This is a genomic window from Alicyclobacillus fastidiosus, from assembly GCF_026651875.1.
In the GTDB taxonomy this organism is placed as follows: domain Bacteria; phylum Bacillota; class Bacilli; order Alicyclobacillales; family Alicyclobacillaceae; genus Alicyclobacillus; species Alicyclobacillus fastidiosus.
The window spans coordinates 5,648,277-5,663,540 of sequence record NZ_CP104067.1 but is presented as its reverse complement, the minus strand read 5'-3'; the positions used below and the strand labels follow the sequence as shown (position 1 = coordinate 5,663,540).

15 protein-coding genes and 1 riboswitch are annotated in these 15,264 nt (G+C 56.7%); of the genes, 8 read left to right on the top strand and 7 right to left on the bottom strand.

Features of this window, described 5'->3' with window-relative positions:
• Nucleotides 1-23: 23 nt before the first annotated feature.
• Both NZD89_RS27500 and NZD89_RS27495 read left to right on the top strand, forming a co-directional pair.
• Nucleotides 24-755, top strand: coding sequence for an ABC transporter ATP-binding protein (locus tag NZD89_RS27500; protein ID WP_268005802.1), 732 nt, complete (start codon nt 24-26; stop codon nt 753-755).
• On the top strand, nt 752-1,516 hold the full coding sequence (locus NZD89_RS27495; RefSeq protein ID WP_268005801.1) for an ABC transporter permease: 765 nt from the start codon (nt 752-754) through the stop codon (nt 1,514-1,516). Before NZD89_RS27500 ends, NZD89_RS27495 begins: the two co-directional genes overlap by 4 nt.
• Here the strand turns inward: NZD89_RS27495 and NZD89_RS27490 are convergent.
• Nucleotides 1,513-2,391, bottom strand: coding sequence for an aminoglycoside phosphotransferase/kinase family protein (locus NZD89_RS27490; protein WP_268005800.1), 879 nt, complete (start codon nt 2,389-2,391; stop codon nt 1,513-1,515). The two genes, NZD89_RS27495 and NZD89_RS27490, sit on opposite strands and share 4 nt — an antisense overlap.
• A gap of 258 nt (nt 2,392-2,649) precedes the next feature.
• On the opposite strand from NZD89_RS27490, the gene NZD89_RS27485 reads away from it, so the two are divergent.
• Nucleotides 2,650-3,843, top strand: coding sequence for a ParM/StbA family protein (locus NZD89_RS27485; protein ID WP_268005799.1), 1,194 nt, complete (start codon nt 2,650-2,652; stop codon nt 3,841-3,843).
• Nucleotides 3,840-4,319, top strand: a complete 480-nt coding sequence (locus NZD89_RS27480) for a hypothetical protein (RefSeq protein ID WP_268005798.1) — start codon at nt 3,840-3,842, stop codon at nt 4,317-4,319. The genes NZD89_RS27485 and NZD89_RS27480 overlap by 4 nt, the downstream gene beginning before the upstream one ends.
• Before the next feature lie 85 nt (nt 4,320-4,404).
• On the opposite strand, the gene NZD89_RS27475 is transcribed toward NZD89_RS27480, so the two are convergent.
• The gene (locus NZD89_RS27475) at nt 4,405-5,268 is read right to left on the bottom strand and encodes a bifunctional 5,10-methylenetetrahydrofolate dehydrogenase/5,10-methenyltetrahydrofolate cyclohydrolase (protein WP_268005797.1); all 864 of its coding nucleotides are present in this window, start codon (nt 5,266-5,268) and stop codon (nt 4,405-4,407) included.
• Between the two features lie 102 nt (nt 5,269-5,370).
• Nucleotides 5,371-5,451: riboswitch (ZMP/ZTP riboswitch) on the bottom strand.
• Between the two features lie 145 nt (nt 5,452-5,596).
• Between NZD89_RS27475 and NZD89_RS27470 the strand changes: the two genes are divergently transcribed.
• Complete coding sequence (locus tag NZD89_RS27470) at nt 5,597-6,760, top strand: aminotransferase class I/II-fold pyridoxal phosphate-dependent enzyme (RefSeq protein WP_268005796.1); 1,164 nt, start codon at nt 5,597-5,599, stop codon at nt 6,758-6,760.
• Nucleotides 6,761-6,834: 74 nt separating this feature from the next.
• Here the strand turns inward: NZD89_RS27470 and NZD89_RS27465 are convergent, their stop codons facing one another.
• Nucleotides 6,835-7,971 (bottom strand): N-acetyldiaminopimelate deacetylase, encoded by a 1,137-nt coding sequence (locus NZD89_RS27465; RefSeq protein ID WP_268008637.1) that lies wholly within the window; start codon nt 7,969-7,971, stop codon nt 6,835-6,837.
• Nucleotides 7,971-8,714, bottom strand: a complete 744-nt coding sequence (dapD, locus tag NZD89_RS27460) for a 2,3,4,5-tetrahydropyridine-2,6-dicarboxylate N-acetyltransferase (RefSeq protein ID WP_268005795.1) — start codon at nt 8,712-8,714, stop codon at nt 7,971-7,973. Before dapD ends, NZD89_RS27465 begins: the two co-directional genes overlap by 1 nt.
• 118 nt (nt 8,715-8,832) lie before the next feature.
• On the opposite strand from dapD, the gene deoD reads away from it, so the two are divergent.
• Nucleotides 8,833-9,540 carry a purine-nucleoside phosphorylase gene (deoD, locus tag NZD89_RS27455; RefSeq protein WP_268005794.1) on the top strand — a complete coding sequence of 236 codons (708 nt, stop codon included), beginning with the start codon at nt 8,833-8,835 and terminating at the stop codon, nt 9,538-9,540.
• Here deoD and udk read toward each other — a convergent pair whose 3' ends face one another.
• The gene (udk, locus tag NZD89_RS27450; protein WP_268005793.1) at nt 9,541-10,161 is read right to left on the bottom strand and encodes a uridine kinase; all 621 of its coding nucleotides are present in this window, start codon (nt 10,159-10,161) and stop codon (nt 9,541-9,543) included. It abuts the gene before it with no gap.
• A 145-nt stretch (nt 10,162-10,306) separates the two neighbouring features.
• On the opposite strand from udk, the gene gnd reads away from it, so the two are divergent.
• Entirely contained in the window at nt 10,307-11,203 is an 897-nt protein-coding gene (gene gnd / locus NZD89_RS27445; protein WP_268005792.1) for a phosphogluconate dehydrogenase (NAD(+)-dependent, decarboxylating), read from the top strand.
• A gap of 89 nt (nt 11,204-11,292) precedes the next feature.
• Nucleotides 11,293-12,309: a LacI family DNA-binding transcriptional regulator gene (locus NZD89_RS27440; protein WP_268005791.1), complete on the top strand. Its 1,017-nt coding sequence runs from the start codon at nt 11,293-11,295 to the stop codon at nt 12,307-12,309.
• On the opposite strand, the gene NZD89_RS27435 is transcribed toward NZD89_RS27440, so the two are convergent.
• Complete coding sequence (locus NZD89_RS27435) at nt 12,289-13,806, bottom strand: gluconokinase (RefSeq protein WP_268005790.1); 1,518 nt, start codon at nt 13,804-13,806, stop codon at nt 12,289-12,291. The genes NZD89_RS27440 and NZD89_RS27435 overlap by 21 nt on opposite strands.
• A gap of 112 nt (nt 13,807-13,918) precedes the next feature.
• Entirely contained in the window at nt 13,919-15,199 is a 1,281-nt protein-coding gene (locus NZD89_RS27430) for an MFS transporter (RefSeq protein ID WP_268005789.1), read from the bottom strand.
• Between the last annotated feature and the right edge of the window lie 65 nt (nt 15,200-15,264).

Below are 15,264 nucleotides of genomic sequence, written 5' to 3'. Positions count from 1 at the left end.
ATGTCTCGGAGTAGGTGAGTAGGATGCGCAGATATGCGATAGAGTTTGTAGACTTGTTCCTCTGCATTGGGGAGGAAGAGTTACTTCGAGGGGTGTCTGGCAAGGTTGAGGCAGGACGCATCGTCGTCTTGATCGGCCCGTCCGGCGCAGGGAAGAGCACCCTGATGTCCGTCTGTAACCTAATGCGCTCGCCGACGGCCGGTAGTGTCTATGTCGAAGGGCGCGAAGTGCGTGATTGGCCTGTTCGCAAACTGCGGCAAAAGGTGGGCATGGTGTTTCAATCCCCGACCATCTTCCCGGGGACGGTGGAAGAGAACCTGGCGTATGGCTTGAAGTTACACGGGCAGTCGCTGCACGACCCAAGGTCCTTGTTGCACGACATCGGGCTCGAGGCAGATCTGTTGAGCCGGCCTGGGGCCGAGTTGTCGGGCGGTCAGAAACAACGCGTGGCACTGGGGAGGACGCTGGCGATGAAACCGGACATTCTCCTGCTCGACGAGGTGACGTCGGCGCTCGATGTTCACGCGAAATTGGAAGTCGAGCGAACCATTTTGCGCCTTCACGAACAGCGTCACACGTCGATGCTCTGGGTGACTCACGATTTGGAACAGGCGCGCCGGGTCGCCGATGTGGTCTGGTTTATGGCAGAAGGAAGACTCGTCGAGACTGCCACTGCAGATTCATTTTTTGCGCATCCAGAGACGCTTCAGGCACAGAGGTTTATGCAGACGATGGCGGAGGGGGAAACGCGATGAGTTTTGTCACTTTATCCTTTACGCTAGCCTTTGTGGCCATCAGTGTGGGGTTGTCGATGTGGCTTCGGTTAGGACTGCAGCGCGACGTGATTGTCGCCGCGGTTCGCGCCGCTATTCAACTCATCATCGTCGGGTACCTGCTGAAGTTCGTGTTCAACGCGAACAACGCGGTCTTCATCCTTGGGATGGTCGCGCTGATTGTGGTGGTCGCCACGCTCAACGCGCGTTCGCGTGCGAAGAGTATTCCTGGAGTTGGCTGGCGAATTGCACTTGGACTGGTGGCGACCGAGGTGGTGACCCAAGGCATGTTGTTGGCACTGCATGTCGTCCCGTTTCAGCCTCGGTACGTCATCTCCATCAGTGGCATGATCGTCGGCAACGCGATGGTTGCCTCGGGCGTCCTTCTGAACCGCATTCAGGGGGAGGTGGCGGCGAAGCGGCAGGAGATTGAAAGTGTGCTGGCGCTAGGTGGAACACCGCGCCAGGCCATCTATCCACATCTCAAGCAGGCGATTCGAGCGGGACTCATCCCGACGATTGACTCGACCAAAACCACAGGCATTGTCCAGTTGCCGGGCATGATGAGCGGTCTGATCATCGCTGGAGCGAGCCCGGTGCAGGCCGTTCGCTATCAGGTCATGATCCTCTTTTGTATCTTGGCGGGCTCCGCGGTCACGGTGATCCTGGTCGGATTTTTGGTGTACCCTCGGCTGTTCAGTCGACATGAACAGCTCGTCTATGTCGAACGGCGCGAGCACTAGGGAAACAGGGTTTCGCGCTCGTTCCACATGTGGGCCGGCTGCCGTCCTTGCACGCACAACAGGCGATTGAGCAGTCGGTAGGGCTGGCGCACCGGTGCGAGTACCGGGAAGTCCCGAACGCTTCGGTAGCCTCGGATGAAATCGTCGGACAGGTGGTGCGGGAAAATGGACTCGAGGGCGACGAGTTCCAGTTCCGGCGGGCCAAATACCACGAAGTCGATGTCGATGAGGTGCGTCAATCGTCCGTCCTCTGCAAAGTACTGTGTCGGATCTAGGTCGAGCATGATGGGCGCGAAATACGTGGCCATGGGCCACGTGTCCCGTGTCAGCAGAACGTCGTGCGCGATGCGCCTCGTTTCGTCGTCAATCGCCGCGATACGACTCAGTAGGTCGATGGTTCGACACAGCCGCTTGTGAAATTGTGTTGGCGTCACGAGTGCGCCGGTACAGCCCGCACCGCTGACTTTTACCGAATGCAGCCTTGCCAAGTGTTTGCCGTATAGCTCTGCCCCTACTTGTGTGAGCTCGGCAAAAGAGACGGCGGCGCGCCCTTCGACGTATGCGTGCGTCGGTTGGTACCTCGTCGCCTCGAGTGGAAAGGTGCTGTACAGGTGCGGCACAGGCAGTGTGCTGTGTACGGACAGGATGCGGTACATGTTCAGGTAGTGATAGGGTACTTGAAGACTTGCGTTAAATAGACTGGAGATTCCCACATAGAATTCGTTCAGTGATCCGTCCTGCCGCCTTGCCGTTTTCATGGCGACACGCCTTCCATTCCACAAACCGATCTTCACGAGATTGGCCTGGCCCGGATGCTGGACGGGCATTTCTACAAATTTATCCATAATTTCGGTCGGTTGTACAATTTCGTTCATTTTCGGCCTCCACAAGCGCACACGGTGTCCCGATTGTAACATATGCCCGCAGGCCTTGATATAGCTGGGTTTTTGGGTGTTGGATTAACTAGTTAACTACTTAATTCATAATCTTGGTTGTTTAGTAAATCAATCAATTGGTTAATTCATAAATGGATTAATTGGTTTGGTAAATCACTAGTTAACTAGATAACTGATAAACTAGTAATTGCATTGACGTCTCGCTGGCAGCGAAAATATAATTGGTTGTGAAGTGTTATGAAATCGGAAGGAATGAATTGGATGGGCAAGGACCCAACGCTTTTGAACACGAAAATCACCATGGCAGTAGACAACGGAAACAGCTTCGTAAAGGCATCCTACGATGCTATGAACCAGACGTTTATGTTTCCGAATGTGACCGTCCAGTCAGATCAGAAACGAAAAGTCATCCTCAACCAAGGGGAGCCGATTGACAACCTCGACCTCGAAATCGTGTCTCCATCGATTCCAGAAGGTTTTGGCAGACATTTTCAAATCGGTGTCCTTGCTTCCCGTCATCCTCGCGCACAAGCCATCATCGGTCACAAGGCGGCCCAGATGAAGTCGCAGCGGCCGGAGACGATGATTACCACCCTCGGCGCACTTGCGTACGCCATCGCGACGAAGCACCAGGCGGACATCGAGAACGGCGTGAAGCGAATTCGCGCGCAGGTGAAACTCGGCATCGGTCTACCCATCGCGGAAGTCAGTGAAGCGCAAGCGTTTTCGGACAAGCTGACGAGAGGGGTTCATATGGTCGCGTTCCGATCCACGCCGAAGTTCGAGGGCGTCGAGGTCGAGATGCAGATCTCCCTGCCGGATGGCATCAACGTCGATAACGTCTCAGGCATTATCGATCTCGCCAGTGAACCGAAGAGCACCCTCATGGACAAGTCGTTTGGCGTCGCGGACCTCGGCGGGATCGACTTGGATATTGCCTTCTTCAAACCTGGCCTGCAGTTGGACGACTACACTTCGACGGGCTTTCGAATCAACCTTAACGACATCATCACGCGCATCCGCAAGGACTTCAATGCGCAGATGGGTCAGGACCTGATTAAGAGTGACGTCAACGTCATCGAGCGGCTCGTCAACAAGGACTACGAGGTCAAGTGGCAGGGGCTCGTGAAAGGCAACATCGGCGACATCGCCAACTTGTACCTCACTGAATTGGCGCGCGACGTGCTGGACAGAGTGCTAGACGCCTGGGCAGAGGCGCCAGAGGCGGAGGAATTCCTGTTCATCGGCGGCGGTGCCACCATCTTGGCGAGCTACATTAAGGACGTGGAGCGCCAAGGTCGACCGTTGCGCTTTGACACGCAAGAGCACAGTCAACTGCGCAACCTTCGCGGTACCTTCCGCTCCCTCGAATCCGCGATGGACTCTGGGATGGAGGTCGCGGCGACCGTAGCAGGAGATGAGACCGTTTGACAGCTAGGCCGAGACGGACGCGGAAGAAGGCACTTAAGCACGGGGATTTGTTTCACGTCTATATCGCGTCTGATACGCCACCAGAAGTGTGCGAATTCCTATCTCGACTCAAGCAGAACGGGGACTTCAGCTATGAAATTCTGCAGATTATCGGCAACCATGTCGAGGCGATGCAGAACACGGGGCCGCTTGCCCAGTTGAATGCGGTCGCGCCAAAAGCTGTAGAGACGGCCGACACAAGTTCTACGGCGCCTGTGCACGTGGCGGCGGCCCAAGCTGCGCCAAAGACCCCTCAGGTGCCGTCCCAAGCGGCGGCAGTGGCTCCTAGGACGCCTGTGGAGGCTCCGAGTCAGTCTCCTGAACCGGACCCTGAGCCAGTGGCAGAGGAGCGGGTTGAGCCCCAACCCAAACTGGACCCGATTGCGCTGTTGCGCCAACAGCGGCGCGCTTGGGTCGCGAGTAGTAGTTCACACTAATTTGCGCGTGAACATCTACTCTACGCGAAAAGAGGCTACCCACCAGTGGGTAGCCTCTTTTCGTTCATGACCTTGCGATGACAGCTTACACCTGGATCATTCCCGCTGCATATTGCATATCCATCGCGTGCATCAAGTTCGCAAAGATCTGCAAGGTGGTCACGGCACCGATACCACCGGGCGTAGGTGTGTATGCGCCCGTCAATGGCGCGGCGTCGGGAGACAGATCGCCGATCACCTCACCGTCTGGCCCTTGCGAAATGCCGACGTCCACCACTACGAGCCCGTCGTGCACCATATCCGGTTTGATCAACCCGCCTTTTCCAACCGCGACAAACGCGAATTCACTGCGCTGCAAATGTGCGCGGACGTCTTCCGTGTACTCGTGGCAAGCGACTACCGTGGCACCTTCGGAAATCAGCAAGTGGATGAGCGGAAGCCCGACCGTTTGACCGCAGCCGACCACAGTCACGTCGCGCCCGCGGAGTTCGTAGCCGTAGTGTTTCAGTAGACGGATACAGGCGAGAGGGGTTGCAGGGTACAAAGCGGCATCCGGTGAGGGTCTCGCGAAGGAGTGACATGGGGACATCCCGTCCACGTCCTTCAACGCGTGGATGGTGCTCACGACGGATTGACTATCTATCGCACCAGGCAATGGCAATTCCAGCATAATTCCGTGGATGCTCACATCCTCACTCAATTCGCGCACCCGCGCTGACACGTTCGCTTGCGACGAGTCTTCTGGAAGCCGGCTGATCTCGAACTGAATCCCCAACCGGCGCGCTGTACGTGCCTTCTGCATCGCGTAGACCTCCGAGGCCTTGTCGTTGCCGATGAGCAGTGTCACCATTCGTGGTTCGATCCCGATTGACTTCCAATGCAGAACTTGTTCACCGAGCTCTTGTTTTAATCTATCTGCGACAGGTTTGCCCTCTAAACGCGTCGTCATGTCTTCAGCCCTCTCCGTTTGACTGCGCTAGAATCAACATTCCCATTTGGCGTGCACTCGAAGCGCTCGCATACGCGTAAAAATGCAAACGACCACCTGGGGTTGATATGCCCAGGCGGTCGACAATTAGCAGCCGTGCTCCCTCGTGGTGCTCCACGTTTACCGCCAGTCACACAGCTGTACGTATGTTGTTGTTGTGATTATCCTCCGCGACTATATCAAGAATTACACCACATCGCAAGTGCCCGAGCGACGCTTCGCGCGCTCGGTGCTATACTTCCAGTAGTCTAGTTTAAAGCCAAATTGGTATGAAAACGGGGAATGCGCTATGCACCAACTCAACCCAGTGACGGAGCAGATCCAAATCTCTGGCATCCGACGGTTTACAGATCTCGTCGCCAAGTACCCAGACGCCTTGTCGTTGACCATCGGTCAGCCGCACTGGCCGACGCCGCAGCACGTAAAAGAGGCGGCGATGGCGGCGATTGAGAAGGGCTATACCACCTATACGCCAAATCGTGGACTGCCAGCGCTTTTACAGGCGGCTCACGCGTACTACGGAACGAAGTTCGACCTCGACTATCACCCAGAGAAGGAGATTCTCGTCACCGCAGGGGCTACCCACGCACTCGACATCAGCTTGCGCGCGCTGCTGGAGCCTGGTGACGAAGTCCTGATTCCTGGTCCCGCTTATCCCGGATACGAGCCCATCGTCCTTCTCGCCGGCGCAAAACCGGTCTATATCGACACCCGCGCCGACGGATTTAAAGTCACGTCCAAAACGTTGCAAGCGAATATCACCCGGCGGACAAAGGTACTTGTGCTGCCTTCGCCGGCAAATCCCACCGGAGTTGCCTACACGCGCGAGGAGTTAGAGGCGTTGGCGGCGGTGCTTCAGTCGACGGGCGTTTACGTCATCACCGACGAAATATACAGTGAGTTGCACTTCGCCGATGGACACGTAAGCTTTGCCACGCTGCCGGGAATGCGGTCGCGGACGATTGTCATTCATGGACTATCGAAATCGCATAGCATGACAGGATGGCGGATTGGCTTTGTGCTCGCCCCTGCAGAGATTGCACAGCAAATGGTGAAGGTCCTGCAATACAGCATCTCGTGTGCGTCGTCCATCAGCCAATACGCGGCCCTCGAGGCGCTCTCGCACGGCCAACGGGACGCCGAGCCAATGCGCGAACAGTACCGCCAGAATCGCGACATGGTCGTCCGGGCGTTGACGGAGATGGGGCTCGAGGTCGTGGTACCGGACGGGGCGTTTTACGCGTTCCCCGACGTGTCCACAACCGGTCAAAGCTCTCAGGCGTTTGCACAGGCGCTTCTTCATGAAGCGCGGGTTGCCGTCGTTCCGGGTGACGCGTTCAGTGCACTGGGGGAGGGGTACATCCGCTTGTCGTACGCGTGTGAAGAGCAGAAACTTGAGGCTGCGCTAGCGCGCATCGGGCAGTATGTAGCGCGGCGTACGGCACAGGCGTAAGGCAAGGGGCGAGCTGTTCGTTCATTGGTGCGAGTGCGTGCGCAAGTCGCATTGCTGCACTCGCACCGATAGATCTAGAGGGATTGGAGATAGACCCGCTCCGAAAAGTAGGGAACCAGCACCTTCAAAGCCACGTCGACACAAGCTTGGTCCGGAAGCATCCGGGCGTGGTGCAGTCCGAACGGGGACTGTGCGCCCAACCAGAACAAGAAGCCCGGAATTTCTCGCAGAAAGTACCCGAAATCCTCGCCAGTCATGGCGGTCGGCACTCGTTCCACGCGCGCCAGCGCGTTCTCCTCGACAAACGAAATAAACGACTCCGTCAGCCGCTCTTCGTTCCACACTTGATGATAGTTGGCCCCGTAATCGAGCTCGTACGTACAGTCGAACATCTTGGCGGTCCCTTCGAGCAGGGACTCTACCCGGTGCTTCAACTGCTCCATCGTGTCCGACGACAGTGCTCGCATCGTCCCCTCGAGGCGAGCGCGCTCGGCGATGATATTCTGCTTCGTCCCGGCCTCCAGTCGGCCGATGGTGATGACGGCGGAATCGAGCGGATCGACATTGCGGGACACGATGGACTGGACGGCGCTGATGAACTGCGCACCGGCGACCACCATATCGTTGGCGCGATGCGGAAAGGCCGCGTGACCGCCGCGGCCGACCAAGTCGATGAACAGCTCTGACGTATTCGCGAACAGGATGCCAGGACGTAGTCCAATCTGGCCGACGGGCAACTCGGGTTGGACGTGCAAGGCAAAGATGGCATCGGGCCGCAAGTGCTTAAACTCGTCCGATTGTAGCATTGGCAGCGCCCCGCCGGGGCCCTCCTCGGCCGGCTGGAACACAAAAAGGATGTCGTCCATGGGCCGATGCTCGGCAAAATGAGATAAGAGGCCCAGCGCGATGGTCATGTGCACGTCGTGTCCACACGCGTGCATCATTCCATCGTGCACGGAGGCGTAACGCGCACCGGTCTCCTCGCGCACAGGGAGTCCGTCCATGTCGGCCCGATAAGCGACTCTTCGCGCCGGCGACTCACCGCGGGCGAGTACGAGTACGCCAGTGCGCCAAACGGTGACTTCCAGGTGTGCCTGCGGCAGTTCGGCGATGACCGACAAGAGGAAGGCCTGCGTCTTGTGCTCTTCAAACCCTAGTTCTGGGATGCGATGAAGTGACTGGCGGACGTCCGTGAGCCTGGTCGTATCCATCATAAGCGGCGCAGTTCCTGCTTGATTTCAATCTTCGACTTGTCCGTCTCGTGGATTTGCTTGATCACGCGAGCAGGGACGCCAGCCACAACCGTTCCCGGTGCGACGTCCTCGATGACGATGGCGCCCGCGGCGACGACGGATCCTTTGCCGACTCGCACGCCCTCCAAAATGACGGCGTTCGCCCCGACGAGCACGTCGTCCTCAATCACGACAGGTTTCGCCGAAGGCGGCTCGATCACACCGGCCAACACCGCACCTGCTCCGATGTGACAATTGTTTCCGACCGTTGCCCGGCCGCCGAGCACGGCGCCCATGTCGATCATCGTGCCGGATCCAATTTCTGCACCGATATTGATGACAGCACCCATCATAATTACGGCGTTGTCACCGATGGATACTTTGTCGCGGATGATGGCACCTGGCTCGATGCGGGCCTGAATACCCTTCGTGTCGAGGAGTGGAATGGCTGAGTTCCGACGGTCTGTCTCGATGACGTAGTCGTCTATGACGTCTTGATGCTGCGCTAAAAACGTCTCTACGTCGGCCCATTCACCGAACAGGACACCTGCGTTGCCCGATATGAAAGACTGGATGTTCTCGGGAAAAGTGACGTTATCAAAGCGGCCTTTGAGGTAAACCTTAACGGGTGTGCGCTTTTTGCTTTCAGAGATGTAACGGATAATTTCTGCGGCAGAATTCACGGGGCAGTCTCCTTCGCGTAACAGTTGTCTATCCCCCATCATACCGAACGCATGGAGACTGGCAAGCGTGTCGTGGTATGATGGGTAAGGTTGTCCACCGATGTGCAGTGTTGCAGCCGAGGTTTTACAGAGAAAAATTAGGAGGGGGGTTGCTCGAATGAGTGTACATATTGGCGCGGTGGAAGGTGCCATCGCTGAACGGATTCTTCTACCTGGTGATCCACTGCGGGCGAAGTACATCGCCGAGAAATATCTCGACAGTCCAGTCTGCTATAACGAAGTCCGCGGTATGTATGGATTCACCGGAACGTATAAAGGCGTCCCTGTGTCTGTGCAAGGAACGGGTATGGGCGTGCCCAGCATCTCGATTTACGCGACGGAACTCATGCAGTCTTATGGCGTCAAGACGCTAATTCGCGTGGGGACGTGTGGTGCCATTCAGAAGGACATCAAGGTCCGCGACGTCATTCTGGCGATGAGTGCTTCGACCGATTCAAATGTGAACCGACTTCGCTTTGGGCAGATGGATTACGCGCCGACGGCAAACTTTGACCTTTTGTACAAGGCATATCAAGTCGCGCAGGAGAGAAACGTACAGGTCAAGGTGGGTAACGTGTTTACAGCCGACCTGTTCTACAACGAGGGTCTGGCAGATCTCGAAAAATGGGCAAACTTTGGCGTGCTGGCGCTGGAAATGGAAAGTGCGGCCCTGTTTACATTGGCCGCACAATTCAACGCAAAAGCGCTATCCATTTTGACGGTGAGTGACCACATCCTGACCGGTGAGGCGACCACTTCCGAGGAGCGTCAAACCACGTTCCACGAGATGATGGAAATCGCACTGGACACGGCCATCAGTGAATGATCATTCAGCGAGTTCGCTGAGGAACTGGCTGACGCGAGTGGTCAACAGCGCAATCGCGATCTGGTTTTCCCCGCCTTCGGGGATAATCAAGTCGGCGAATCGCTTTGATGGTTCGATAAACGCGTCGTGCATCGGTTTCACCGTGCTCAGGTACTGTTCGTACACCGATTCGATACTGCGGCCGCGCTCTTCGATATCGCGGCGAATGCGGCGCAGGACGCGAACGTCCGGGTCCGTATCGACAAACACCTTGATGTCGAGCAGCTCGCGCAGCTCGGGGTCGACGAGGACGTGAATGCCTTCGAGAACGATGACGGGGCGGACGGCGACGTGAATCGTCTCCTCTTTCCGGTCGTGTGTCTTGAAGTCGTATATGGGCATCTGAATCGATTGCCCACGTCGAAGCGCCCTCAGGTGCTCACGCAAGAGGTCGTTGTCAAATGAGTCCGGGTGGTCGTAGTTCAGTTGTTGGCGCCGTTCAAACGGCAGGTTCGAATGATCCTGGTAATAGGCGTCCTGGGAAATCAATACGACGTGTTCGGCACCTAGCTGTTCAAGGATAGCCCTCGCTACAGACGTCTTCCCGGAGCCAGTTCCGCCGGCGATTCCTATGATTAGCATCGTACGGACACTCCTTTGGCACAATGTCACGCAGTATACATGAAAAGGATTCACAGATACAAGCGCAATGAGTCGCCCAAAATCGAGCATAATTAACAGAAGTCTCGATGTTTGGCGGCTCCAGATAGAAAGGATGGAGAGAAATATGCAAATTGGTATTATTGGGCTTGGGAAAATGGGGTACAACCTCGCGCTGAATATGATGGATCACAACCACGACGTCGTCGCATTCGACCTCGACAAGCAGGCTGTACAGCGCTTGGCGCAAGAAAAAGCGACTGGTGCGTCGTCGATTCAAGACCTTGTGAAGAAGCTCAGTACCCCTCGCGTCATCTGGGTGATGGTCCCTCATGGTAAACCGGTCGACAACTTGATTGACCAATTGACGCCGCTGCTCTCCAAGGGAGACATCATCATCGAGGGTGGCAACTCGCACTACAAAGAGAGCGTTCGTCACGCAGAAGACCTCTCCAAGCACGGGGTTTACTTCTTCGACGTCGGTACGTCTGGCGGGACGGAAGGCGCTCGTCACGGTGCGTGCTACATGATCGGCGGGGACCCTGAGGTGTTCAAAACGATTGAGCCGCTCTTCCGAGACACCGCTGTGCCAAACGGATACGTGTATACCGGTCGCGCCGGCAGTGGGCACTACTGCAAAATGGTTCACAATGGCGTCGAGTACGGCATGATGGCGGCGATTGGCGAAGGCTTCGAAGTCTTGGAGAAGAGCCCATTTGATTACGATTTTGCGGAAGTCGCGCGCTGCTGGTCGAACGGATCGGTCATTCGCGGTTGGTTGATGGAATTGGCGGAGGCGGCATTCCGCAACGACCCACGCCTTGAGCAAATCAAGGGTGTCGTGCACTCGTCTGGCGAGGGTAAGTGGACTGTCGAAGAGGCGCTGAACTTCCAAGTTGCAGCTCCTATCATCACGATGTCTCTCCTGATGCGCTACCGCTCGGAAGACAAGGATACGTTTACCGGCAAAGTCCAGGCTGCGCTGCGCAACCAGTTTGGCGGTCACGCGGTCGAGAAGGCGTAACGTCGACCTGTTGAGCATAGCCAGGTTGGCGAACTGACGGGGCAGGGCATTGGTAGAACAGGGACGATGTTCGAGGGAGGGGGACACACGTGGATAAACGCGTCACGATTCAAGATGTGGCTCGTCATGCCGGTGTGTCCATCACCACGGTTTCCCGCTTTCTGAACGAGCGCTACGACTCGATGAGCGAGGCGACGCGCGGGCGGATAGAAGCGGTGATCAGGGACCTCGGATACCGTCCCAACGCCCTGGCGCAAGGCCTGAAAGGCAATCGGACGAAGATTGTGGCGGCCGTGGTCGTCAACATGAGCTATCCGTTCTGCGTGGGGTTTATGCGTTCGCTTAACCAGACGTTGTCGCCCGCGGGCTACCACTTGTTCGTCAGTGAAACCGCTGGCAACCCGGACCGGGAACGCGCGGTGGTGCAGTCGTTGCAGGCGCAGCGCGTGGATGCTATGGTCCTTCAGACAGGGGGCCAGAACAACGATTTACTGGCCGCCATCGCGACCCAAATGCCGGTGATCTTCGTGGATCGCAAGTATTCTGTACCAGGTGTCACCAACGTCATCACGAATAACCGGGAAGCGTCCGAGCAGTTGACTGCCCACATCCTAGAGCAAGGGTATCGGCGCGTCCTGTACGTCACTGAAGAAGAGGACGGCGTACATACCCGCAAGGAACGCTTGCAGGGCTATCTGCAAGCGTGCCACAAGCGGTCCATCAAGCCTTGGGTCATCACGGTAGATCGCGACCAGAAAGACACGTTCGATGTGGTCGTCAACGCCGTGGAGGACGGCGCAAAAAAAGAACCCATCGCCGTCTATACGGGCAATGGGCTCCTCATGATGCGCTTGTATCCCGCGCTTGTCCAACTCGGTTATCAAGTCCCAAACCAGTTGGGGCTCGCCACTTTCGATCAGCCCGATTGGTCTGGCTTAGTCCAGCCTTCGTTGACGTGCGTCGGGCAACCCGTCGATACGATGGGGGCACTGACCGGAGAGATGCTGCTCCAGAGGCTCGGCAAACCGGACGAGACAGTGTCTTTTGAGGTCAAAACCATCGCCTCGAACCTGGTGTTTGGCGGGTCAACGCGACTGCATGGTTGATTCCGGCAGGACGACTGCGCAAAGCCGCCGGAAGCGCTCAAATTTCTTCTGTAGGCGCTCATGTTCATCTGCGCGTGGCCTCGTGACGTGTGTCACTTCACGTCGAATCTGTAGCTGTCCGCCGATGGCTTCACTCGCAATCATTGCGGCACCTAGTGTCGCCCCGTCCATCTCCGCTTGCGCTTCAATCTCCAGGTTGAACAAATTCGCCGTCCACTCTCGAACCCACTTCTGTTGGAACAGTTTGCCAGACACAATCAACCGGTTTGGGGTTCCAAGGGAATCCATCAGCTGGTGAGCGATCCAGTACGCGTTAAACAATACGCCCTCGATGGCGGCCCGCATCAGGTGCCCTTGTTGGTGGTGTCTGCGCAGGCCAATAAACGACGCCGTAGCGGACTCATCCCATATCGGCGCCCGCTCGCCAGACACATACGGAATGCAGAACAAGTCGTCCGACGATAGGGATGCGGCTTCTTCACAGAGGCGGGGAAACCGCTCGTCGAAGTCTGCGCCGTCTTCGGTCAGCACATTGCGATAGAGCCAATCGAGCACGACACCGCCGCTGTTGCTCGGCGCGCCGACGACGTACTGGTTGGGAGCCAGCGGATACGAGAATGCACGGATTTCCGCGTTCGATGTCGGCTTCCCGTGGCCCGTGCGGATGGCCAAGCTCGTGCCCATCGTAAGGATCATCTGGTTGCCAGACATTGCGCCTGCCGCGACGGTCGCCAATACTCCGTCAGACCCGCCGATACAGACCGGAACCAGGTGTGAGGAGGCTTCTGATGTGCCAAGAAACGGCGTGACGTCCAAGCTGCGAATGTGTGAGGTGGGCACGATGGTGGACAGTTGCTGCGCAGAAATGCCCGCGTATGTAAGGGCAGGGGCGTACCAATCGAACGTTGCGCCGTCGAACAGGCCTGTGGCAGCGGCGACGGCGTGATCGACTTCCCATACCCCGAACCAGCGGTGCCAGACGTATTCCTTAATCGATACATAGCGCGCCGTACGCTGTGCGAGATCTTTGTACGCGCTTTGGAACCATGCGATTTTCGCCACTGGGGCCATCGCGTGAATCGGTGTTCCAGTGTGGTGGTAGATGTCTTTGCCGGTATCGCTACTCCACAATGCGGCTGCTTCTCGGTACGGCCGCGCATCGAGCCAAAGCATGGCGGGGAATAGCGGCTGGTCCTCGGCGTCGACGGGAATCAGGCTGTGCATGGCCGCACTAAAACCTATGGCATCAATACATAGCCCTCGCTCTATTACGCCTCTACAGACGGAGGAAAACACCTTCGTAACCGATTCGTAAACTGCTTCGGGTTCTTGTACGGCAGACCCGTCCTCCCCCGTGCGCGTGGTGACCAATTCGCTGTCGCTCGTGATTTCCGTCCCATCCATTTGGTACGCGATGGCCTTCGCCGTGGTCGTGCCGATGTCCAGTCCGATGATACAGTGATTTAACTGCTTGGTCTTTGTCTGTGTTTCTTTCAAGCTCTCCACATCCCAGAACGCATAGGTTGGCCGCCGGAGACCGGCGACCACCAGAGTAGTTTTTTACTTTACGACAGTGCTGATGAAATGTTCTTTCGGGAGACGACTCCGCTTACGCGTTGACGGTCTCACTATCTTCAAATGGCGACTGGATAGGCTCGATTTTACCGAGCAACAAGACGTAGGACAAGATGCCGAGGACGAGCACGATGCCCGCGATAATAAACGCGGTTTCAAACGATCCCGTCCAGTCGACGACAAACCCAGTCACGATTGGAGCTACGATGCTCATCAAGTTGTTGAAGAAGTTGATGACACTGCCAACCGTACCCACGGTACCTCGTGGAGCGATGAGGGACGGAATACTCCAGCCGATGGGGGCCGAGAAGGCTAGTCCACCCAATGCAACCGCAATCCAGCACACCGCTGCGTTTGGGTTCTGCGTAAAGGCGGCTGGAATGACGGCCAAACCTAAAATCATGCCGATGACGAGAATTGTCTTCCGAACCCGCGTCGAGTCGTGACCGCGCTTGACGAGGTGGTCGACGAGCCAACCGCCGATGACCAAGTCGGTGATGGTGGCGATGAGCCACGGGCCAGCAGTGTACCAACCGGATTTGAGAATCGTCATGTGCATCTGCTTTTCCAAGTAACCAGGCAACCAAGTCAGGAACAGGTAAAACGAGTAGCCGTATGCCGTAAAGCCGAGCGTCAAGCCCCAAATTTTGCGCTGGGAAAGGACGAACATCAGGTTCTTTCCGTATCCACCCGGGGCTGTACCTATCTGCTGCGCACCGCCCTCGCGGAGCAATTTCTCCTCTTCAGCAGACAGCTTTGCTTCCTTCGGATCGCGATAAAAAATCCAGTACAGTGCGAGGTAGAACAGGCTCAAAATCCCAGTGACCCAGAATCCGCCCTTCCATCCCCAAACAAATACGGCCCACGCGATTAAAGGCGTGCCGATGACGTTGGAAAACTTAGCGGCGGCGTCAAAGATGGACGTAGCCAGTCCGCGCTCGCGCACGGGGAACCAGTAGCCCGTCGCCTTTGAAGCGGCAGGAAATGCAGGCGCTTCCGCAGCGCCCAAGATCACGCGGGACAAAATGAGAAGTCCCATACCGCTTACAACCGCTGTCATAAACGTCGCCATGGACCAGATGAGCGTGCCCACGCGGACTAACCACTTGACGCCGATTTTGTCCAACAAGGCCCCAATAGGAATTTGAAACAGTGCGTAAGACCAACCGAATGACGAGAGAATAATGCCCATTTGAGCACTATTCAAGTGATACAGGTTGGAAATTGGTTGTTGCGCGACCGATAGATTCGTCCGGTCAAAATAGTTGATCAGAATCCCCAAGCCAATGAGGAGACCGATTCCCCATCGTTTCATGATTGTGCCCTCCCTAGAAGCATGCGTTCCCTCTTGAACACTGAGGGAGCGCGTTGATAGTTGAA